Source organism: Enterococcus sp. 9E7_DIV0242 (assembly GCF_002140975.2).
GTDB classification, from domain to species: Bacteria; Bacillota; Bacilli; order Lactobacillales; family Enterococcaceae; genus Enterococcus_L; species Enterococcus_L clewellii.
In genome coordinates, this window is sequence record NZ_CP147247.1 from 662,488 (window position 1) to 685,291 (window position 22,804).

The window sequence follows — 22,804 nt, forward strand, 5'->3', positions numbered from 1 at the left end:
GGGACCTCTAGGTCCTGGCTGACCATTTGAAAGTAGTCACCCCTTCACATATGATGCGATTGCTACCGCAAATAATCGTTGTCTCTTGCATGAAATCAACATTGTCTACTTCCAGTTCTATTGAGTCATCAATTTCCAAAAAGGGAAGGATTGACGGATGATCAAGTGTGCTATTTTGAATGATCAATCGACCTTGCTCTCCGTTTCCTTTAAAAATGGAGGTCTTCCTCATATTGGAGATTGTAGTGTCCCTGATAGTTAATGATTTTAGTGGAACATGGTTCTGCATCAACGTTTTTTTCCCATAATCATAGACAAAAAGCTTTTCTGCATCATCAATTTTGCAGTCGCAAATGGAAATATTCTCCGCTTGACCAGCGATCATATCCGCATCTATTGAGTAAAATTTGAAAAAAGCGTGCGTATAGTAACTGTTTTCTGATAGATGAGGATATTTCCCCGGTCCAAGAAATGTACATCCCTCAAAGCTCAGATTTTGACCGCCCAATCGTAGGCTGTTACATGCTGTATTCAGTTGACACTTTCGAACAACTAGGTTCTTGATATCATATCCTGCAAAGCAGTCATCGCCTGTCTCTACTATACAGTCGCTAACCTGTATGTTCTGAGAATGATGAAAATTGAACCCATCATGACCGGCTTTGATAGTCAATCCATTGATTTCTATTCCATCACAGCCATCAAGCGTGTGACTCCAATTGGCACTATTCTGAAATGTATAACCCTCTAGCTTCAGATTTTTCACACCGGACATAATGATTCCCATCGGTCCACGAAACTGTTCTTCCCCATTGGCATCGAAAGTATCTTGTCCATCGATTTTCGCCCCAGATTCTCCAATAATCGTGATATTTTCCTCTTGAAATGCTGTGATCATTCCATAAAAATAGTAGTCTGGTAAATGCCATTCTTTTTTATAAAACGGATCATGAAGATAGGCAATCGTCGTTGGAACGTTAAAATCTTCATAGTCATTCTTGTTTTTACTTCCTATCAAACAAGCATTCTTTTCCAGATATAACGTAATATTTGAATACAATCTTAAAGAGCCGATGAGGTAGTTCCCCTCTGGAATACGGACTTCACCACCTCCTACTTTGACGCACCAATCGATTGCCGACTGGATTGCTTGTGTTTGTAGTATCTCTGTTGACGAAATCGCTCCAAAATCATGAACACTAACAACTACATGCCTCATTTTTTCCTCCTCACTTCGTTCTCTAGTCTGCTATTTCAAAAAATAGACAGCCGCAAAAATAATTCTTTAATGTTTTTCCTGATAGCTGAAATAATCAAACTCTGCGTATGAACTATGATCATCCATATCCTGCGCACAAATTCCAACCATTGCTCCTGTGAAAGCTAACTTTCCATTCGCCTTGATATAATCATCGCTCAAACGGTCTGCAGCAACGACCTCACCAATTTTTCGTAACGTCTCATCCTCCGCTAAGCCAAAATAGAACTGAGCGTGTTCTCTATCAACTCGAACAGCCAACCTGATGTCCTCATCTGAAGAAATTGGAATACGTTCTGAGGCATAGCGAAAGCGATTGATTTCTGCTGTTTCCACCTGAATGTACTTCTGTCCAAGCGTCTCATCATAAGATACATGGAGATAATGCCAGTTTTCTGTATCATAATATAAAACCAAGCCCGCCAACTGTTGAAAGCTTTTTGGCTGGAACGTCATTTTCGTCTCAGCGTAAAATGCCATATGCTGCCAACGTCTGGCAATCAAGGTTTGACGATGCACGCTGCTCAAGCTCTGTTCTCCGTAAAGTCGAAGCCAACCAGGACGCTCGTTTAGACTTGTTGCTTCACTAAATGGACGACGTAAAGATTTAAACGTTTTAGGCAACTCCTTCTCTTCAAAATCGGTAAAGCTACTGAAATCATTCTGCTGGATCACACCTACACCAATACTTGGTCTTTCCACCTGCACATCCGGATACATCGTTCCATTTGCTAATCGAGGCCAATCATCGATCCATTCAAGCTTTTGTAATGCAGTTTCTCTACCTAAGGGGCAATACCCCCTCTTCGTCAGTGGTCGAGCGCAAATGTGAACGATATACCATTCTTCTTCACTGATCTCTACAAATGAGGCATGCCCACTTTTTTGTAGTGGATTGTCGGGATCAGTTTTTGTTGTCAGTAATGGATGATATGGAGAAATCTGATACGGACCCATCAATTCTTTTGAGCGACAAATCGTCGCAGCATGAGAATACCCTGTTCCTCCAGCGGCACATAAAAGATAATACCAACCATTTCGTTTTAATAGCTGAGGTCCTTCACAAACGCCTAAATCAGTTCCATCATAAAAATGGCGTCGCTCTCCTACCAGTTTCATACACTGCGTGTCAAATTCCTGAATAACCAATCCAGAAAAATTCGGCTTTTCCAAACGATGATCGAACAGCATGCTCATAATATAATGCTTGCCATCGTCATCATGAAAAAAGGCCGGATCAAACCCACTGGCTGTTACAAAAACCGGCTTTCCCCAATCACCATTGATCTGTTCACTACTCATGACATAGTTCAAGGTATCTTTGAATGCTGTTCCAGTCTTCACATCTGTTATCAATAGCCAGAATCGTCCCTCCGAATAGCTCAGATGTGGTGCCCAGATGCTGCCGGAATTATAATTGCCGATCAAATTTGCCTGATCTACAGTCTGCAACGGCTCTGCAATCAGTTGCCAATCCACTAAATCGCGTGAATGATAGATCTCAACACCTGGCATCCACTCAAAGGTCGAAGTTGCCATATAGTAGTCCTCATCCACTTTTACCACACTGGCATCTGGATGAAACCCACGTAAAATCGGATTCATGATTCTGTTTGTCATTACAATCACCTCCTCATTCTTAATAATCAACGCTTCAAAGCCAAACACAGCTATTTTTTATTTACTGATTCTCTTATCGTTGTTCTTCAACTTCCATACCGAATATTTCTAGCTGTGTCAGTGCCGGAAACGGTGACTCATCCTGATGCTTGATTAAGTTTTTTAAAATGACCCGTGTTGTTTCTATTTTTGAGAAAGAGAAATATTGACGATCTACCTTATTTGTCAGTTTTAACTGCTGCTGTTTTTCTCCATCAAATACCAGTGTTGCTTCTGTCCAGTAGCTGTCATGGGGATAATCCGCACGTAAAATCAGTGCCACTTTATCAAGCCGTACCTTACGTCCAAAATCAATCGTAAGCTGTGCATCTGCTTGTTGGTTGATACCCCAAGATTGATAAGGAAACGAGCCATGACTCTCGTTTGCAATCAGCCCATCAATCGCATTTCGAGCAAAAAAAGTCGAATCATTTCGTGTTTCCACATTCGCGAAAGCATGAGGATAGGCCTGTGATTGTTGCTTTTGGTCATGAGCATTGAAGGCTAAGTTACGATAGCCATTGACCTCATCCTCTCGAGGAAGCCACGCTCTAATATAATGACGGGTGCCGCTAAATACTTTCGGTGAGTATGCTCTACGCAGCTCCTCGGATAAGACCACTGGAAATTCCCAACGCTTCTCTTTCAGATAAAGCAAGCTTGGTGCGAGTGCTTCATCTACCTGAACCCAAACAAAGCAATCGACTTTCGACGTTTCCAAAATGATTGTGTCTCCGGGCTCATAAACTCTATTTTTGAAAGCCAAATAGGCTTCTTGCTCATGCGCTCGTTCACTGACACTTTCCCCGTCCTTGTTCAATAATTTCAGTGTCAACATAACGGTTGCTCCTTTTTTATTTTCTCTAATCGCCACTGCGTAGCAAAAAAATCCTCTGAGGGTCTTGGCACCGCTAACCCAATCGACATCAGTTCTGCACCTGTCCTTACGACCCGATCGATCTGATAATGAGCATGAGGCTCTAAACCAAGCAGCTTCAACCTTTTGGGTATAGTATTAGGCTTAGATAAGCAGTTGATGTGGGTGACAATACTAGCGCCAGTTTGATCATTGATTTTTTGCCAAGCAACCTCATTCTTCGGATCATAAACAGCTAATCGTATCTGTCGGCCAAACTGCAATGTCTGTCGATCCTTCTTATATTGTGCGATAATTGCTGATAATTTCTGCTTTTCCGTAGCTGTCAGCTTCATCAAATCTAGCTCCAATCCGAAATTCCCTTGTTGAGCTACAGCAGCTCGACTAGCAAGTGGTGTATAGCGTCCTACCTGATGGTTCGGACTTGCTGAGATATGCCCGCCCATTGTCACCGGAGGATAAATCAATGACGTTCCCTGTTGGATACTCAAGCGAGCAATGGGGTCCGTATCATCACTGGTCCATATTTGCGGCGTATAATAGAGCATTCCTAAATCAAAACGCCCACCACCTCCTGCGCAGCTTTCAAAGAGCACTTTTGGATGACGCTTGGTTATCTCCTCTAAAACATGATAAAGCCCCAAAATATAGCGATGAGAAAATTCCGGTTGTCGTTCCGGTGATAATGTTGAGGAATAGTTATCCGTAATATTGCGATTCATATCCCATTTGATATAGTCAATGGGATGATTTACCAACAGCTCATCTATTGTTTGAATCAAATAATTTTGAACATCGTTTTTGGTCAAATCCAACACATATTGATGACGAACGGACTGCGGTTTGCGATTTGGCACCTGGATTGCCCAATCTGGATGCTGTCGATACAGCTGGCTATTTTCAGAAATCATTTCCGGTTCAAGCCACAGCCCGAATTTTAACCCCAATTGATGAATATCAGAAATCAGTGCAAGCAGATCACCACCCAATTTTTCCTCATTCGGGTACCAATCCCCTAATGAGCTAGTTTCATCCTCTCTGTTACCAAACCAGCCATCATCTAACACAAACAGCTCCGCCCCAACCTCGGCAGCTTCTCCAGCTAATGAAAGAAGCTTCTCTCGGTCATAATCAAAATATGTAGCCTCCCAATTATTGATTATTATTGGTCGCTCTTGTTGCTTCAGAGGACTTTGAATTACACAGTCTTGAACAAACCGATGGAAAAGCTGACTTAGTTGGTTCAACCCTTGATCCGTGTAGAGAAAAACAGCCTCTGGGGATTGAAAGCTTTTTCCTGGAAGCAGCTCCCAAGAGAATTCAAACGGATGGATTCCCAATTGTAACCGTGTATTTTGGTGCATATCGACTTCTGCAGTCGCTTTAAAGTTGCCACTGTAAATCAAGGCAGTGCCAATGACCTCCCCAACCTGTTCAGTTGCTTGTGGAGAAGCCAATGCGACAAATGGATTTTGCCCATGACCACTAGCCCCTCTTCTGCTTTCTGTTCCTTGAAAGCCCTGAGTCAACGGTCGTCGATTGAGTTGGTTTTCTCTACCCCAAGCACCATTCAGTGTAATCAAGTTCCATTGATCTGTTAAAAGACTCAAATGTAACGAAGATAACTCTTGAAGAACGACTGGCTGGCCGGATAAATTATGATACTCTACTGATTGAGAAAATACATCTTGCTCAATAAAGGCGGTGAATTTCAAATATAACTGATTTTTTGTTAGCGTGTCTTCTAAAACAACGACCAAGTAACGAACATTCGAGGAACAAGAAAAGGGGAGACCCTTAATTTCTTCTTTTTCTGATTCATAACGATGAGAAAGATAACGAAAATCAGAAATTCGACTCCCATCGCCATAAACCTCCTGATGGGCAGGTAGTCCTAGGTCTGGATTACCGAATCCCGGATAGATCAAGGGCATTTGTTCCAGCTTATAATCTTTGATACGATCAGCATCCGCTAAATAACTAGCCCGTGGAATTTCTGAAATCAAATAGCTCAAGTCAGTAGTCGGAATTTTTTTTCCTAGATAAGCTAGTACTACATGTCCAGTTTCTAAAACAACGAGACTAAGCTGCGTATTTTCGGTCTTTAAATGTAACGTTTCTAAGCCTTTGACATTCATCTCATGACACCCTTTCCTCTTCCAAGTTATTCTCCTACTACCAAATCAAGAAATCCTTATCTAGCAAACGTAAAACAGCTTCAACAAAATAGTAATCCGAATAAATGATCGGCACCTCTGTCCAATTTTCAGAATGATAGTCTCCCGTAGCTCCATCAATCAAGCCATCTTTTGCTTTATCCCAAATCGCATAGCTACCTTCCGTCGCTTTCAGAATGTTCAGTGCTGCTTCGCTATATAAATCTTTTTCATACTCGCCAACATGCTTGGCAATTTCTAACAAACCACAGGCAGCACATAAGCCAGCAGAGGTATCAATCATGACAGGTTCTTTTGGTGCGCGAAAATCAACAACAGGTATCCAGCCCGTCTTAGATACTTCTGAGATAAAGTAATGAGCCACTTTTTTTGCCGTATCTAAGTAGTCCATTTTCCCCGTATGCAGATAGCTTAATGCAAAACCATAGATCGCCCATGACTGTCCCCTAGACCAAGAAGAGCCTGACGCGTACCCTTGTCCACCAGGGGTTTCCAATAATTCTCCAGTCATCGGATCGAACACACCTATATGATTCACTGAGCCATCTGGTCGGACAATCGCTGACATGACCTTATCCGCATGATCTTCTGCGATAAAACCAAAGCGAGGATCACCAAGCGTTTCCTTTGCCCAGTACAAAAGTGGAATATTCAACATGGAATCAACAATGACCCAACCGGAACGATCACGATTCCACGAACGAATAAACTTTCCTTTGGGGTTATAACGACCTGCCAAAAGATGAGCGGCATGAAGCCCCCTAGCTTTTGATCGTTCATTTTCAGTCAGCCGAAAATTTGCTACTGCTGTGTGTAGCCACATAAAGCCGACATCATGGTGGAGCCCTGTATAAATATCAAAAGCTTGATCCAATCGTTCTTCATTTGCTTGTGCTGTTTGCTTATAAATTTCTTTTCCTGTTGCATGATACATCTGCCACATCATGCCAGACCAAAAACCGTTGGTCCACCAAACCGGATCAGATTCCCCCATATCTTCCTCATACTTACCGGAAATCCCATCAGGTATGTAAGGAATTCGATCGCCTAAACGCTCTGCTTCCAGGGTCAGCTTGTGATCGATTTTCTCAAAAATTGCTTTTGCCCATTGCTGTTCCTTATTGATCAATGTACTCTCTCCTTCTATTTGATAATTTCTGTCATTTACTTCTAGCTTAAAAGAAATCACTATCGGTTTCTTTTTGGATCGGTGAGACTGTCACAATTTTCATGCTTTGTCGTGTTCTCTCAACCAAGGAATCAATTGCTTGTTCTTCCGTTACTTGAGAAATAATGATTTCCATCGCAAGAGGGAGATTGACCCCTGTTATAAGAACCACATTTTTCATGGTCGTTAGTCGCATTGCTGAATTACAGACACTACCTCCGGCAATGTCCCCTAAAATCACAGCCTCAGTTTCATCGCTAAGCTGTGATTCGATTTCAGCAATAATATCGTCCGGATGTTCACCTGGCATGAGTCCGTAAGCCCATAAATTATCTTGTTTTCCAACAATCATTTCCAACGCTTTTTTCAAACCAAAAGCAAATTCATTATGAGATATCAAAAAGTATTTTTTATTCATTCGTCGCCCTCATTTCCTTAATATCATTTGTCTATAAGCAAAAAGCGTGCCATTTTCTGTCGAACAAGTTATCTGTCTGATTTCCTTATTATTCCATTCGTTTTCCGTAGAACTTTAAGAAAAAAGAAAAGAGTCAGCCAGATCGACTTATCTGTCGAACCGACTCAACTCTTTCATTTTTAACCAGCAATTCCTAAAACAGTCATCAAAATCGCCAGAACAAACATTGCAACTAGTGCACGAACCGGACGATTGTACTTTCTAAGGTATGCAAAACAAATCATCGTGATTCCTAATGGCAACAAGCCGGGCATAATTGAATCAAAGACATTTTGCAGATTAAATGTCGTTCCTGACAATTCAGCCGTAAATGTTGTTTTGAAGGTGACAAATTGTGCAGTCATTGCCCCAGTCATAATCAACCCAAGAACTGCTGCACCTTTCGTGATTGCTGCAAAGGTACCAGATCGCATTGCCTCAGAGATAAATTGTCCACCTGCTTTATACCCAATGACCGTTGTGTACCACCGAATCAACATATTCGGAACATTCACGATCAATAGAAACAGAATCGGGCCCAAAATATTCCCCTGCTCGCTTAAGCCAAGCGCCACACCTGTTGCAATGACCCGCAAGACCGATAAATAAATGGCGTCGCCGATACCAGCCAAAGGGCCCATCAATGACGTTTTCAATGCCGAAATTGCTGTCGTATCAAAGCTTTTCCCTTCATCAAGTAATTGTTTATTCTCTTCTTCCATTGATAAATTCAAGGCTGAAATGAATCCGTTCATTGCCGGAGCTGTATTGAAAAAATCTAACTGTCGTCCCATCGCTTCATAAAATTCTGGTGTATCCTTCCCGTAAACCTTCTGTAAAAACGGGGCCATCAGCCAACCGTATGTGATCCCTTGTTGCTTCGTATAGCTTGTACAAAACATCAGATACTGATTACGCCAAAACATTTTTGATACCGTTTTTCGCTCATCTTTTGTCAGCTTAAACATTTCATTTTTAGTCATTGAAGAAATCCTCCTCATCGTTCCCCGTCTCACTCATGTTATTCATCGCTGTATTCGTTGCCTGTTTGTTGCTTTTAAGCTCTGACATAACAACTAGTGCTGCGACAATAAATCCTACAAATGCGATTTGCACCAAGCTCAAGATACTTGAAGATTGTGTTGTGATCACACCGTCTTTCACCTCTGTGACTTTTTGGTAAAAGAAGAATGCACCTAACGCAAAGCCTAAGAAATAATAAGGCGCAAGTGATTTCTGCCATAACATTTTCAATAGTAGGGCAAGGCCAATTGCAGGAAGCATCGTAGAAGCGACCGTCATCGAGCTTTGTACCCATTCAGGCAGCCAATCCACAAAGGCTTTGACCGCATCTGAGCCTACCAGAATAACAATGAAACCTAGTAAAAAGTAAACCAATTCAAAGCCCCAAAACTGCAAGTTCCACAATCGATTAAAGCCTTTATAATTCTTATCTTGAATGTACTTTTCAAAACGCGGAACCAACGAAGTAATGACCATTTTCATAACAGAATATAATAATGTTCCTAGCATAGAAATAGGTACAGCAAGGGCAATCGCTACGTTCAAATCAGAGCCAACGATCATCGCAAAAGCCGCACCAAAGATTGAGCCTAGTGTGATATCAGAAGGCATTACTCCACCTAAGCTGACATTTCCAAGGAAAATCAACTCCAACTGAGCACCCATAACGATCCCTTCTGTCGGATGACCCAATAAAAATCCTAAAAGTGCCACAATAAAAATGGGGCGAGCAAGCTGCGTAGAACCCCACCAATCGACAAATTTGGCAAAAGCAACAACAAATCCTACAATTAATGCATTCACTAACATTTTTTATCCCCCGATCAATTGTTTTAGCGATTGTGGTGCATCATCCGGTAATGGTTGATAATTAAAATCATGTCCTCCTGAGAAAACAGTTCTCAGTACTTCTTTATCCGCTTCTGACAAATAAACAGTTTCAGTAATTTTTTCTTTATCTGATAATGTTCCACCAATCCGTCCATAATTTGCCATATTTAAGGTTGGCGTTTTTTCTTCCAAATGGGGCAACAAACCTGCAACATACACTGGATCATTCGTCACCACTAAAATTTTTAAGCTTTTCGAACGTGGATCATTTAAAATACTGATTGCTTTCTCAAGTGATAATACAGCAACTTTAACCCCTGATGGCGCAGCCATTTTTAATGCACTTACCTGAATTTCATTTTGAGCAATTGAATCACTCACCACGATGATACGACTAATTCCCAATTGCTTTGACCACTTCACCGCTACTTGTCCGTGGACTAGACGATCATCAATACGAATCATTGAAATCATTTGTTCCTCTCCTCCTTTGTTCTTCCCTTTACTTATAAGCAAGTATCATGCCAATATTCTGTCGAAACTACGGTGTTTCTGAAAAATCAGTAGATATCTGCAAGTTTCTTAGTATTTCTGCTACACCATTCTGGTCATTTGTCAAAGTGACGTGATTCGCTACATCTTTCACATGAGGTGCTGCATTGCCCATTGCAATTCCTAAACCGCTTTTTAGCAGCATTTCGATATCATTTTCCTGATCTCCGATAGCAATCGTTTCCTGTAATGAGATCCCCAGATGATTAGCAAGATATTCGAGCGCCCACCCTTTGTTGATTCCGTCCGACATATATTCTATATAATAAGTATCGGAAAAAATTGTGTCGATCCCAATCTCTGCCAAAGCTTTTTTAAGCTCATGTAGCTTCTCTCTATTACGATTTGTAAAAGCTGCTTTTAAATAAGTTGTGGATGTATCCATTAGCTTTTCTGTCATATCCTGTATCGACAGTCTTTGTAAATCTGGTCTTTCGATGAAAAATTCTTGTACCAGCTCAGTCCCATCATCCACAACGACTCGATCACTTTGGTGTTCATTACTGGCAATAAAGGTTACTCCCAGCTTTTGAGTAACCTGAAAAGCGCGTGCAAGCTTTTCTTTATCAAGTATGCTTCGTCTCAACTCTTTCTGCTCACCATACCTATCTACTTCAATAATATAAGTGCCATTCAATGCCAATATATATGCTGAGATACCAAGCTGAGACACGATTTCTTTTGCTGAAACAACTGAACGCCCCGTTGCAATCACTATCTTTGCTCCTGCTTTTTCTGTGGCACGAACCGCTTTTACATTCTCTTTTGAAAGCTTATGTTGACTGTTTAGCAGCGTGCCATCTAGATCGATTGCGACTAATTTCATTTTTTCACCTCCTGCTTTATATAAAGCAAGAACTGTGCCAACTTGTGTCTGTATAAGCAAACTTAAGAGTGAAAAAGAAGTAGTATACCTCAAGCAAAAGGAAGTCTGAATCGTTGTCCAGACTTCCTTCATAAATTCCCAAGAGTTCATCCACTCCATTATCAATTATCGTAGATAATGTCATAGAGATAATTCAGCTCATATTCACTGATTTTAATACTGTATGAGATTTCGACAATTTCTAATGCTTCAGCAATAATTTGTAGTATTTCTCGTCGTCCCGCATCAGCCATCCCTTGGTAGGTCAACACTTCTTGATTTCGAATCAATCGTTCAACCAGACTTGCGATATGAACATACACTATTGCCTTTTTGCTATTAGTCAATTCGATTTTCAATCTTCGTTCCATTATCTCTATGGCTTCATCAATATAAGCAATCACTCGCTTCACATCAAGAATCGTAATAGCAGAGAGTAAACGCTCGATCGATAAATTCCGAACCAAATTGTTGTTGATTTCTCGTCTGACCTGTTCATCTTGAATACCATGAAAGATTTTATCTACGCTTTCATGTCCTTGACCGGAAATCAAATCCTCAAAAGCAACAAACGCTACTTCAGCAATCCCCGGATCGGCCGTTCCGACAATTCCCTGGATATCATACTGCTTGAATAAAGTATTCTCACTACCATACTTTTTTAAATAGTGATAATCTACAGCTTCTACTTGATAGCCAAGTGATTCTGGTAAGCTGCTCTCCAAGAATTCTTTCAGCTGCTGCGCTGCACCTAAACCTGTATGGCAAACAGTAATAATCAACGGTTGTTTTGCGATAGCTGGGTAGACGACTTTGTAATCCATATGAATCGCTTCGCTCAATCGCTCACCAATCACTTCAAAATCTATCCCCTTTTTGATCATTTCTGCGGTAAAAAGCGCTTGTTGTGTCGTCACATTATTGATAATGAGCATTGGTCCGGTCAGCTCGTCTTCAAGACTTTCAGTCAATGCCATCAAAGAGCCCATATCTGCCAAAATCACCAACCCTTTGCTACAGTCATTACTACGGATATAATGACGCATATATTCTTCCACCTTATCCAAATGAACATTGAAGGGCATATCAAACGAATCAAACAAATGCTCTTCCATAAAGCGGTTGACTACATCGGCAATACTACTGGCCGTTGAAAAGCCGTGTGCTAGAATCACACTACGAATCTCCGGTTTTCTCACCTCGAGATCCAGACCTTTCAAATAGAAGGCCAGTAAAATCTTTTCAGATTCATTCAGCACTACATCAAGCTTTGACTCAATCAACTCCAGTAACGCGTTGAGTATCTTTTGTTCCATCAATAGATTGACCAGAATAAAATCCTGAATGGTTTCCAGCATTTTGGGCTTAAAACTTAGCAGTTCAACAGAAAAGCTATTGCGTTTATATAAGTAACTCGTCAGCGCTACAATTGAGTTCCCACTAATACGGACAAAGAAATTGGTTTCGAGAAAGCTGACCAGTTCTTTGATGGTACTTCGCAACAGCTTCAAGGTATGGCCTTCTTTCCCATCCTCGTAGACCAACTTCTCAATCACCGTACTAACTTCTCTGGCAAGCTGTTGAATAACCTCTTCAGCTGTCATGCGTTGCTGCTGATAGTGCTCAAATACGCGTTCAACAACTTTGAAAATACTTTTAAACATCAAGGTGTCCGCATTTTCCGTTCGCATAAAATCATTGACCTCACTTTGAGGTTCGATCAGAATATCCTGCTTTTCAGTTGAATCAATTTCCTTCAGCGCCAAAAATTTTGACAGTAGACTACTTTCCAAAATTTCAGCATTTATAGTAATTAGTGCCCCACTGTTCGCCTGTTTACTATAGGCATTTGCGCAAATAATTTTGATTAGGTTTTTCAACTCTCCGACATTGTCGCGGTAAGTCAATGCCAACAATCGATTCATGATCCAAGGTGTGATCAGAAGTGGGCGATCAAATTTTCGACTTTCTCGAATAAAGAAGGTATAAATGTATTCCATTGTTTCCTGCTTTGTTCGTTCCTGTAATGTAGGGATGTTGATGGTTATTGGCACACGTCGGGTGAATGTTCGTAAAAAATTAGCATGAATATCTTCTGTCGTCGCAAAAACTAGACGAACCTTAGATTTTCTTCTTCGATTGTTCTCGCCAAGTCGCGAAAAGCTTTGCGTATCCATGAAGGTAAACAGTTTCTCTTGGCTTTCCGGCGAAAGGCGGTGACACTCATCCAAAAACAAGATACCACCATCTGCAGCTTCAAGCAGTCCGACATTATCTTCGTCAGCTCCTGTAAAAGCTCCTTTTTTATAGCCAAAAAGAATACTACTCAACAACTCTTGGTTATGATAATACTGCGCACAGTTCAGCTCTAAGAAAGGCGCATCCGATGCAATCAACTGTTGATCAACAGAAAACGCATAGGTTTTTCTTGCCAATAAACTTTTACCCACACCAGTATCTCCATAAAAAATCATCGGCAGCCCAATTCCCGGATAAAACATAGAAGACTTGATCTGGTCAATAGCTGGCTGCAAGCTGGAAAAAGCCCCAATCACATCGTCAAATACATGACTTTCCACAGACGCTTCTCCCCTTCCTTTTTCCTTGAGGAGCTGCTCCAGACTCTCGTATATCTCATGATGCACCGGAAAAAATTTTTCTTCAAATACTGCCTTATGAAAGTAAATTGCCGGACGGCTCTTCACTTTGAATGCCAGCTGCTCTCGAATAAATTCATTCAAATATTGACTTGCCGTGTTTCGCTGAATACCAACTTCTTCACAAATCCCTTCGGTCGTCAGTCGATCATCGGCAGAAACTTTGGATAGTTCTTTTGTCGCTTGCTCCAATGCGTGTAATATTTCCTGTTTCGACATGGTTCTCCTCCTGATTTTCACTCTAATTATACTAAAGGCGTTGCTACAAACAAGTTTTTTTTCACAACAGCTATAAACATTTTGCGCACCTCTGCTTCGTGATAACAGGAATCAAGATATCCCTATCAAAAAGTCAGCGATCTCAGAACGAGAGGATTTAAAAAAGGAAATTTTTGATTATCAACTCGATCTACTTCTCTTTTTTATAAGCAAGAATCATACCAATAATGTGTCGAAGAGAAGTTTCGTACTTTGTTCCCTGTTTTACAAAAGAACAAGTACCAAAATACTGGATTCGACCGTTACTTGTTAGTAAGGATACATGATGCTTGAGTAAGAAGCAGATGAGACAAACTAATTTTTAATCTGCCATTAATCTGTCGAAGGTTGACTATTTATGTATGAAAGCCAGGAGAAGCTTATCTAATTTTATATTGGTTTCTATATTATTTAGCTGAAAACACGCGGTATAAAAAAACTTCTTTCAATCAGAAAGTGGCAATCACCATTTTTCTAATGAAAGAAGTTCTTATTTTGATACAAGTCAATCAAAACCTTATTCCATACTTTGTTGATTTTTATCTACTACTTTTGCGCAAGCTTTCTACGCATAATCAATGATACTGTAAACGCAATTGCTGACAAAATAATGAAAATCAACAAAGTTGTCGTGTATCCGTCTGTCATCTGCTTAACAGTAGACAATAATACAGGTCCGACGACGCCAGCTGCTGCCCAGGCTGTCAAAATATAGCCGTGGATCGCGCCGACCTCTTTCATTCCGAAAACATCACCAATGTATGCTGGAATTATTGAGAAGCCAGCGCCATAACAGGTCATGATGATGCAAACCAATGCCGCAAAGAATAGTGCCGAGCTTGAAAAATACAGTGCAGTCAATGCTAAAGCATTGACGACAAAAATGGTAGAATACACTATCGGTCGGCCAAATTTATCAGAAATCGTTGCCCAGAACAAACGACCCAAGCCGTTGAAAATACCCATGATCCCAACCATAGCAGCAGCCATGGGACCTGACATCCCAGTCATTTCCTGTGCCATTGGTGATGCAGCAGATACAATCCCGATACCACAAGTGATATTTAGGAACAGCATGATCCACAGCATCCAAAATTTCTGTGTTCGAATAGCTTCATTGGCAGTAAGCCCATCTGAAGCTTCTATCTTTTTACCGGAAAATTCTTTCTTCTCTTCAGTCATACCAGCCGGCGTCCAGCCTACAGGTGGTTTTTCAAGGTAGCGTGACGCAAGAAACATCACACAAAAATACATTGCGCCCAAAATATAAAAAGTATTGGAAATCCCTACTTTACCCATCAAAAATTGTGCAATCGGACTGGTGATCAGCGAAGCAAAACCAAAGCCCATGATCGCCAAGCCAGTAGCTAAGCCTCTTCTATCTGGAAACCAGCGAATCATTGTAGATACAGGCGTCACATACCCTGAACCTAAACCAATTCCGCCAATAAGACCATATGTCACATATAGTAACGGCAGTGACTGAAGCTGAATTGCCAGGCCTGTTGATGCAATACCGACACCAAAGAAAATGGAGGCCACAGTTCCGGTCGTTTTAGGACCAAAACGCTCAACAAATTTCCCCATAAATGCAGCAGATATACCCAGACAAAAAATGGCTATACTGAAAGCAAACGAAATGGAGGTCGGTGACCACCCTGTCAATTCATTGATTGGTTTCGTATAAATGCTCCAAGCATACGCAGACCCTATCGACAAGTGTACAGATACGCCTGCCAGCGCAATAAGCCACCGGTTTTTCACTTTACTCACTTAACTCTCTCCTCATCATCATAGCGGCATACAGATTGTAAATGTTATATTCTAAAATCATGCAACATAATTACACGATCGATCAAAACTCTATCCATTCGTATGTCTTCTATTCATTATCAATTTTTATACTGCTTTATGGAACAACCTCGATTTATTGTTCCAAAGAAAAAATAGAAGCGCTTACCAGATTTCTTTGGCAGCTTCCTCCTCATTACTTATTCTCTATCAGCAAATACCCCCTCAATAGTTTTTCACTATTCATTTGTTTGCACAAATGTCATAAATCCCCATTCTCTGATATCGACCATAGAAGCCCCCTTTTATATAACAATTATTATTTAACATTCATTGTACCAGTACAGGTAAATAAGTCAAATACAAAAATACTGTTTTAAAGGGATTCTCAAACGATATTGACAGTCCTGACTGTGTGACTTGAACCTTCAATATAAGAATACTTTTTCTCTTATATAGACCAAACAATGAAGTTTTCTCTGCTCTCTCTTATTTCTTATCAAAAAAAGATAGGACCATCATCGAAATGAATGTGTCCTATCTTACAAACCAAAATAACTAACAAAACTTATTCTATTACTGATCCATTACTTATAGTGCTGCTCCAAATATTGAACTAGACTTCCTGCTTTCTCTGTTGCAGTTCCGTTGTCTCTTGAGTTTTCAGACATGATCAATCCCATAAAGTTACGATTATTCACATCGAAAAATAGTAAGAAGCTATTTTCTGTCCCCAAGGTATCCTGCTTTTCTTTTATTTCAGCTGTTCCTGTTTTCGCAGCCAAAGTGAAATCAGGATTGTTCAAGCTATACACATAGCCTTCCGGTGAAGCGACACTATCGATCAAGTCGTTCAGTACCGTATTTGCAGCATCTGAACTAACTACATCTTTTTTCGTTTTTACCTCTTGGTCCTTTACGATTTGAGGATAAACAATTGCACCGTCATTCATAAACACGCTATACATTGCCAGTTGAGAAATTGGCGAAATCATCAGCTCGCCCTGTCCGTACGCTGTATCTGCTAAATGAATCTCTGAATTGAAGGTCGCTTCATTGGATATACTCGCAGGCTCAACGTAAATTGGCAAATCCAGTTCTTCGCCAAAAATGAACTTATTCAGTCCGTTACGAAATACCTCTTCCCCCATCTCCAAGCTTTTTTGTGCAAAGAAAATATTATCTGAATAGACCAATGCCTTTTTCAAATCAACAACCGGCGTTTCCTTTACTCGAGTCGTCCAGAATCCGCCCCAGCTTTCATCCTTTTGCCATTTCAGTCCGTCGATATTTCTTTCTTCTGTCGTCGTGATGTGCCCTGAGTCCAAACCTATCGCAGCCGTAATCGTTTTGAAGGTCGAGCCGGGAGCATATCGATTAGCAAAACGTGCCATAAAAGGTAAATTCGTATCATCCGCATAGCTCTTATAGTCCGCTTCCGAAATACCTAAGACCATTTTATTCGGATTATAGGAAGGCGCACCTGTTGCAACCAGCAACTCTCCCGTTTTAGGGCTTGAAATTACAGCTGTTGCAGGCTTTCCGCCTAAAGAATCATAAGCGATCTTCTGCGCTTCGCTATCGATCGTCAAAGTAATCGTCGCAGGCTCTATTCGCTCTGCTTTTAAAAGAGTTTTCTTCACTAGTCCGTCTTTATCAACAATATCGATACTTGCTCCATCTTTTCCCCTCAGCTGTTCGTCAAAAGCTGCCTCCAACCCTGATTTCCCAATCGAATGATTTTCCGACAACTCCGGATTCTTCTCAATATCTTCTGCGCTGACTTTACCAACATAGCCTAATAGATGAGCCGTCGCTTCGCCAAAGGGATAATGCCGCTGATTTGTACGACCGATGACCGCGCCTGCCGGTAAAGAAGCAACCTCGGCAGCGCTCAGTTCATTTTCCAATGTCTTGATCGGTACAAATAAATCCTCTTTTACCCACGCCTGATTCAATTTCTCATTGATGATCTCTGTTGAAACGCTGAATTTTTCACTTATCGCCTGTATATTTTGCTCTCGCTCAGCACCTTCACCTAGCTGTCCTGTGGTTATTCCTAGCTGCTGATAGTCGTAGTTCTCAGCAAGCTTCACACCATTTCTATCCAGTATTTCTCCCCGTGCTACTTCATCTGTCGCAACTTTGACTGTATCATCTTCCTCCATCTCCGGAAATAGCAACGACGGCTTCCAATCAAAAGAGTAGCTCGTTTCATTTTTATTCATGGCAACTGTGTATTTTTCTGTAGTGATCTCTCCAAATTCTGTATCCAGCTTTAGCTCATAAGAAATCTCATAACTATCGCCTTCTTTTTTATTTGTCGAGACATTTTCAACTGCTATCTTATTTACACCAATTCCTGTAAAAACATTCGTATATCTTTGTGCTACATCTTCTTTTGTTGTTGCCAGATCAGCGAATGACTTTTCTGAAAAAAGCGCACTATACTTAGAAAAATCCTGTTTTGTTAATGCTGCTGTGTATTTATCTACTGCGCTGCTTACTTTCTTTTTCTCTTGTTGATCCTTCACTACAAAATAACCTGCCACTGAGCAAGCAATGATACCAACAGTGACAACGCCAATAATTACCTTCTTATTTCTTATTCCCGCCATGCCAGTTCTCCTTTTCATTAGCCCAATAATATAAATGTAATTGCTTCCTTCTATAGTTTACAGTGTTACTGTACGTAAGAAAAGCTTAGCGAATAAAAAGTTATCATTTATTTAGTAGATTCTTAAGGTTCTGATAAAATCAGCTGTTTTATCGTCTGAAAAAAATGATTACAGCATTATATAAAGACTACGGTCTATTCATTTGTTCAAACAAAAAATGCTGTATTGTCAACATCCGTATATTTATGTATCAGCTTTTTTTCTTTCATATCTCAAGCCGCTATTTCCCCTTGACTCTCTCCTTACGTATGAGTTTATACTAAATTTACAGAGCAGCTGGCTGTATCAACTACTATTTTTGGAGGGTATCACGATGAAACATATTATAGAAAATTTTACACCAACCGGTGGACAACATTGCATTACCCACGCACTAAAGCAATTATTTAGTTACCATCATTGTCCTCTTTCCGAAGAAATGCTTTTCGGATTAGCTGAAGGGCTCGATTTTACGTATATCAATCTGCAGCATTCACCAATGGTCTCAGGTCGTTCGAAAATTCTTGAGTTTGAAAAGAAATTAGCTGCTAATTTAGGACTTTCTTTGACTGTTCGAAAACCAAAAAATAATGAACGAGCTTTTGAAGAGGCGCAAAAAAGTATCCTTGCAAATCAGCCAGTGCTAATTTATACCGATATGGCTTTTCTTCCTTATTTTGCACTGGATGAAAACACTCACTTTGGTGGACACGCCGTTATTCTAGCCGGTTTTGATGACAGAGAAAACGTCTTTTATCTGAGTGATCGTGATAACTCTGATTTCCCTATCCGGACTCCGAAAGGCCAGATGAACAACGACTATCATCGGATTTCTTATGAGGATCTCGCTCTTGCCAGAGGGAGCAATTATCGCCCTTTTCCGGCAAATAATAAGAGTATTCGCTTTGATTTTTCAAATTACCAGCCTCCGAGAAAAGAACCAATCACTATCGCCATAAAAAACACTATTGAAAAAATGCTATACCCAGCCGCAAAATTAAAAGGCGTACAAGGTATTGAAAAGTTCTCCAAGCAGATTCTTAGCTGGAAAAAATTTGACGATGATAAGCTACGAACAGCCGGAGCAACCAACTATTTCCAAATCAATAAGGATGGCGGAACCGGAGGCGGAATTTTCCGAAATTTATTTGGCAAATTTCTACTGGAGGTCGCCCCGACTCTTGAGAATCATGAACTAGAAATAATCGGAGCAGCCTTTACTGAGCTTGCTGCTCTCTGGGACGACCTCGCAGATACTATGTGGACACTACATACAACCGCAGATCGTGCACTACTTCCCACTATGTCCGAAGGAATCCAACAGTTGTATAGGACAGAGGTTAAGCTATTAGTAGCATTGGAGAAGAGCATTAGCCTGTAATGAAACGAACTAAAAAACAAGCGTCCACCAGTTACTTCCGGTAGACGCTTGTTCCTCGTTTCTATAGAAAATGAAAATTCAATGATATTCTTAGTGATTACCTAGGTTCGATCAAAAAAACCACTAAACAGAACTCAGCATTTTCAAAGGTTATCTTCAATTTGCTCAAAGTCTGTCACTCCATTTTGATGTACCTTCGCTGTGTAAACATCAAAAGAAACAATGACAGGATTCTTATGATCCAATAATTTTTGATAATCATTTAGTCTGTCTTCGATCACTGTATACCCATCGATTGGATGGATCGAGAAGACCCCTTTTAGTAATAAGCTTTGATGCTCTGCTTCATTGTAACAACAAACATTCCCTTTACTGTCCTGCTTAATATTCTTTACCGTACCGCCGTCTCCATCTACATAGAACTTCAGCGTATAAAAATCAAGTCTGGCAATTGGCTTCGATACAACAATCGTATTTGGAAAACCATTTCTATCAATAGTGGAGAGCAAAAAAGAACTACTACTTTCTATCAGCTTGCGAATTTCTTCAATCACAATTGCTTCCCCCTTGATGTTTTTCTTCATTATACACAATACGATAAGAATGCGATACAATAATCAACTTCACATATCCATCAATCAGACATATTATAAGTTCACACTAACACAGAAAGAGAAATAGTTGTTTTCATCGTACATCTACCTACAAAATTGAAGCCCAAAATTTATTTTACCATCATCGCCAATGTTAACACTAGAAATATCATTTATTATCACTTACTTTCAACCAAGTGCTCAATTCTGGCTCTATTCCCTCATCTTCCTGAACAATCACCATCAGCTTTCCGGAAAACAGGCATTTTTCTTGTATATTATACCCCGATAAATCAGCTGGATTTCCATTGGCTAGGCCAATAATCGTTCCGCCGCTTACTGAAACCACTACCTCAGACTCTGCTGTCGGTACAAAATTTCCTGCTCGATCCACACCATTGATTTCAAATAACCTATATTTTTCACCGCTATAGCGTTCATTGATCGTCACATCTGCTATTCGTCCACTCGTTATCCTGAAATCTTCAACACGCTGATTCGCAGCATAGCCTACAGCTTTCAAGCAACCCGCTTCAAAGGGAACCTGCCATGTCGTATACTCTTTTCCTGCTTGTTTTTTCCCATAGCTTTTCTCATTGATAAACAGCTCAACCTCCGGGCAATTTGAGAATACCCGAACTTCTGTCCGACCATCCTCAGTCAAAATTAATCCTTCTATATTCCAATGAGGCATGACATGAATCATCGGTGTAGCTGACCATTTCGATTGGTAATAGTAAAAATAATCCTTCTCGAATCCAACTGTATCGGTAATACCAAACTGCGAGCTGATACCCGGCCATGAAAACGGTGCAGGTTCACCATAATAATCCATAAACGTCCATAAAAAAACACCGCCCATAAAAGGATACTTTTCCAAAAACTGCATAACCTCTTCCGGATATGCCGTACCACCAACTCCCGGCTCTCCTCGTTTTCGCTCCCCAGGAAGCACCATCGAATACAACGAACCAAAATTGGAGGTCTGACAATTTTCACCAGCATCTTTATACTTTCCTCTAGTTGAAAAATAGGAAGCACTTTCCGTGCTGAGGTAAGCGTATTTCGGATGCTTTTCCTTTACTGCGATTAAGCCCGTTCCATTAACTCCGGCTTCCGGATAGTTTACACCCTTGATGTCAAAGTTGCTCATATAGCTTTCGTTCACGACACCCTCCGGATTCAGCAGCTCAGCAGAGACGATCAGACTTTGTGTGGTTGCTTTACGGAGAACCGCTGTTAACCTTCGAGCGATTCGATCAGCAAGTGGTGTATTGCCGATCACCTCTTCATTGCAAAGCGACCAAAAACAAACAGAAGGATGATTGCGTGTCTGCTTGACCATTTTTTCCAGTTCAGCGACCCGCCATTCACTGGATTCAAGAATTCGGTTTTCATTCATTACAATCATTCCCAGTTCATCACACAGCTCTAACAATTCTTTCGATGCAAAATGATGCGCGCTGCGATAGGCGTTTACACCCATCTCTTTCATTTTTAAAAGCTTGTAACGCAAGATGTCTTTGTTCAGCGCGACCCCCACACCACCAAAATCTTGATGCTCACAGACACCTCTCAGCTCTGTTCGTTGTCCGTTTAGATAGAAACCAGTTGTCGTATAGTCGATCGTTCGGATGCCAAATGTTTGTCGATATATATCGACCACTTGATTTTCCAACAACAATTGGATTTCAGCAGTGTATAAATGAGGCGACTGTACAGACCACAGCTTGGGCTCACTCACTGTTTGAGAGTAGGTAAAATCTGTTGTGGTCAATGCCTCAAGTGTAAAATCGAATCCCTCTGTTTGACCAACAACACTAGCTCTGACACGTAGATTCCGTTGATCGATAAAGCTTTGATTGGTGACTCCAAGCGTAATTTTCAGCTGCGCTTGGTGCTCTGTTATGGCAGTGGTTTCTATGAACGTCTCAAGTCGGTCGATTCGAATTTCCGGTAAAAATTCTAAAAAGACCTCTTTATAGATACCGGCACCTTCATACCACCACCCCTCGGCTCCCGTTGTTGTATCCACTTTTACCAACAAAACATTGGTCCCTTCTTCTCCATATCGGACCAGTTCTGTGATATCAAACGAGAAGTCTGAATAGCCGCTATAATGATCGCCCAGAAATACGCCATTCAGCCATACAGAAGCCATTCGCATCACACCCATAAAATGGATAAAGACCTGTTTATCGGCTACCTGCTCTTCGTCTAATGTGAAGGTTTTACGATAATAGCCGATACCATCAGGCTTAGAACCACTCATCAACAGTGCCGGCTCATTGACGTAAAGAAGCTCATTCTTCCAGTCATGAGGCAAATCGACCATCGTCCATTTCTCAGCAATACTGCCAGTCAGCTTTGTCCCCGCCAGTATTTCCAGTCCCTTGTCACGTTCACCTTGTGCAATCAAGCGTAAGAAATGCTCTCCACCTGCTCCGGTTAGAACCACTTCGCCCTCTTCATTCGTAAGAGGTGCCGTTAGTCCGCCAATCGCCGCAGCTTTTCTAACAGTTTTCATAGGCTCCTCAATTGCACCTAAATGAAATTGCCAGCCCTCATTTAACAACTGCTTTGTTCTCATTTTTCTTTCC

Annotated in this window: 16 protein-coding genes; 1 reads left to right on the plus strand and 15 read right to left on the minus strand. The window is 40.9% G+C overall.

Annotation, left to right across the window (positions count from 1 at the left end):
- Window positions 1-7 precede the first annotated feature (7 nt).
- The 13 genes from A5888_RS03225 to A5888_RS03285 form a co-directional block, all read right to left on the minus strand.
- The gene (locus A5888_RS03225) at window positions 8-1,219 is read right to left on the minus strand and encodes a glycoside hydrolase family 28 protein (protein ID WP_086347803.1); all 1,212 of its coding nucleotides are present in this window, start codon (window positions 1,217-1,219) and stop codon (window positions 8-10) included.
- A 66-nt stretch (window positions 1,220-1,285) separates the two neighbouring features.
- A complete protein-coding gene (locus A5888_RS03230; protein WP_170924689.1) occupies window positions 1,286-2,878 on the minus strand; it encodes a glycoside hydrolase family 43 protein in 1,593 nt (530 codons plus the stop codon).
- Between the two features lie 73 nt (window positions 2,879-2,951).
- Window positions 2,952-3,755: a hypothetical protein gene (locus A5888_RS03235; protein WP_086347804.1), complete on the minus strand. Its 804-nt coding sequence runs from the start codon at window positions 3,753-3,755 to the stop codon at window positions 2,952-2,954.
- A complete protein-coding gene (locus tag A5888_RS03240; RefSeq protein WP_086347805.1) occupies window positions 3,749-5,932 on the minus strand; it encodes an alpha-galactosidase in 2,184 nt (727 codons plus the stop codon). The genes A5888_RS03235 and A5888_RS03240 overlap by 7 nt, the downstream gene beginning before the upstream one ends.
- Before the next feature lie 37 nt (window positions 5,933-5,969).
- On the minus strand, window positions 5,970-7,100 hold the full coding sequence (locus A5888_RS03245; protein ID WP_249274406.1) for a glycoside hydrolase family 88 protein: 1,131 nt from the start codon (window positions 7,098-7,100) through the stop codon (window positions 5,970-5,972).
- A 46-nt stretch (window positions 7,101-7,146) separates the two neighbouring features.
- Window positions 7,147-7,557 carry a PTS sugar transporter subunit IIA gene (locus A5888_RS03250; protein ID WP_086347806.1) on the minus strand — a complete coding sequence of 137 codons (411 nt, stop codon included), beginning with the start codon at window positions 7,555-7,557 and terminating at the stop codon, window positions 7,147-7,149.
- A 179-nt stretch (window positions 7,558-7,736) separates the two neighbouring features.
- Window positions 7,737-8,579: a PTS system mannose/fructose/sorbose family transporter subunit IID gene (locus tag A5888_RS03255; protein ID WP_086347807.1), complete on the minus strand. Its 843-nt coding sequence runs from the start codon at window positions 8,577-8,579 to the stop codon at window positions 7,737-7,739.
- Window positions 8,572-9,429: a PTS mannose/fructose/sorbose/N-acetylgalactosamine transporter subunit IIC gene (locus A5888_RS03260; RefSeq protein ID WP_086347808.1), complete on the minus strand. Its 858-nt coding sequence runs from the start codon at window positions 9,427-9,429 to the stop codon at window positions 8,572-8,574. The genes A5888_RS03255 and A5888_RS03260 overlap by 8 nt, the downstream gene beginning before the upstream one ends.
- Window positions 9,430-9,432: 3 nt before the next feature.
- A complete protein-coding gene (locus A5888_RS03265) occupies window positions 9,433-9,924 on the minus strand; it encodes a PTS system mannose/fructose/N-acetylgalactosamine-transporter subunit IIB (RefSeq protein WP_086347809.1) in 492 nt (163 codons plus the stop codon).
- Window positions 9,925-9,991: 67 nt separating this feature from the next.
- Window positions 9,992-10,828: a Cof-type HAD-IIB family hydrolase gene (locus A5888_RS03270; protein WP_170924690.1), complete on the minus strand. Its 837-nt coding sequence runs from the start codon at window positions 10,826-10,828 to the stop codon at window positions 9,992-9,994.
- Between the two features lie 161 nt (window positions 10,829-10,989).
- Window positions 10,990-13,743, minus strand: coding sequence for a sigma 54-interacting transcriptional regulator (locus A5888_RS03275; RefSeq protein ID WP_086347811.1), 2,754 nt, complete (start codon window positions 13,741-13,743; stop codon window positions 10,990-10,992).
- A gap of 585 nt (window positions 13,744-14,328) precedes the next feature.
- Window positions 14,329-15,555: an L-lactate MFS transporter gene (locus tag A5888_RS03280; protein WP_086347812.1), complete on the minus strand. Its 1,227-nt coding sequence runs from the start codon at window positions 15,553-15,555 to the stop codon at window positions 14,329-14,331.
- A 605-nt stretch (window positions 15,556-16,160) separates the two neighbouring features.
- Window positions 16,161-18,191, minus strand: coding sequence for a penicillin-binding transpeptidase domain-containing protein (locus tag A5888_RS03285; protein ID WP_086347813.1), 2,031 nt, complete (start codon window positions 18,189-18,191; stop codon window positions 16,161-16,163).
- A gap of 373 nt (window positions 18,192-18,564) precedes the next feature.
- On the opposite strand from A5888_RS03285, the gene A5888_RS03290 reads away from it, so the two are divergent.
- On the plus strand, window positions 18,565-19,611 hold the full coding sequence (locus A5888_RS03290; protein WP_086347814.1) for a BtrH N-terminal domain-containing protein: 1,047 nt from the start codon (window positions 18,565-18,567) through the stop codon (window positions 19,609-19,611).
- A 143-nt stretch (window positions 19,612-19,754) separates the two neighbouring features.
- Here the strand turns inward: A5888_RS03290 and A5888_RS03295 are convergent, their stop codons facing one another.
- Both A5888_RS03295 and A5888_RS03300 read right to left on the minus strand, forming a co-directional pair.
- Window positions 19,755-20,165 (minus strand): pyridoxamine 5'-phosphate oxidase family protein, encoded by a 411-nt coding sequence (locus tag A5888_RS03295; protein ID WP_170924691.1) that lies wholly within the window; start codon window positions 20,163-20,165, stop codon window positions 19,755-19,757.
- A 208-nt stretch (window positions 20,166-20,373) separates the two neighbouring features.
- A complete protein-coding gene (locus tag A5888_RS03300) occupies window positions 20,374-22,794 on the minus strand; it encodes a glycoside hydrolase family 2 TIM barrel-domain containing protein (protein WP_086347816.1) in 2,421 nt (806 codons plus the stop codon).
- Window positions 22,795-22,804 lie beyond the last annotated feature (10 nt).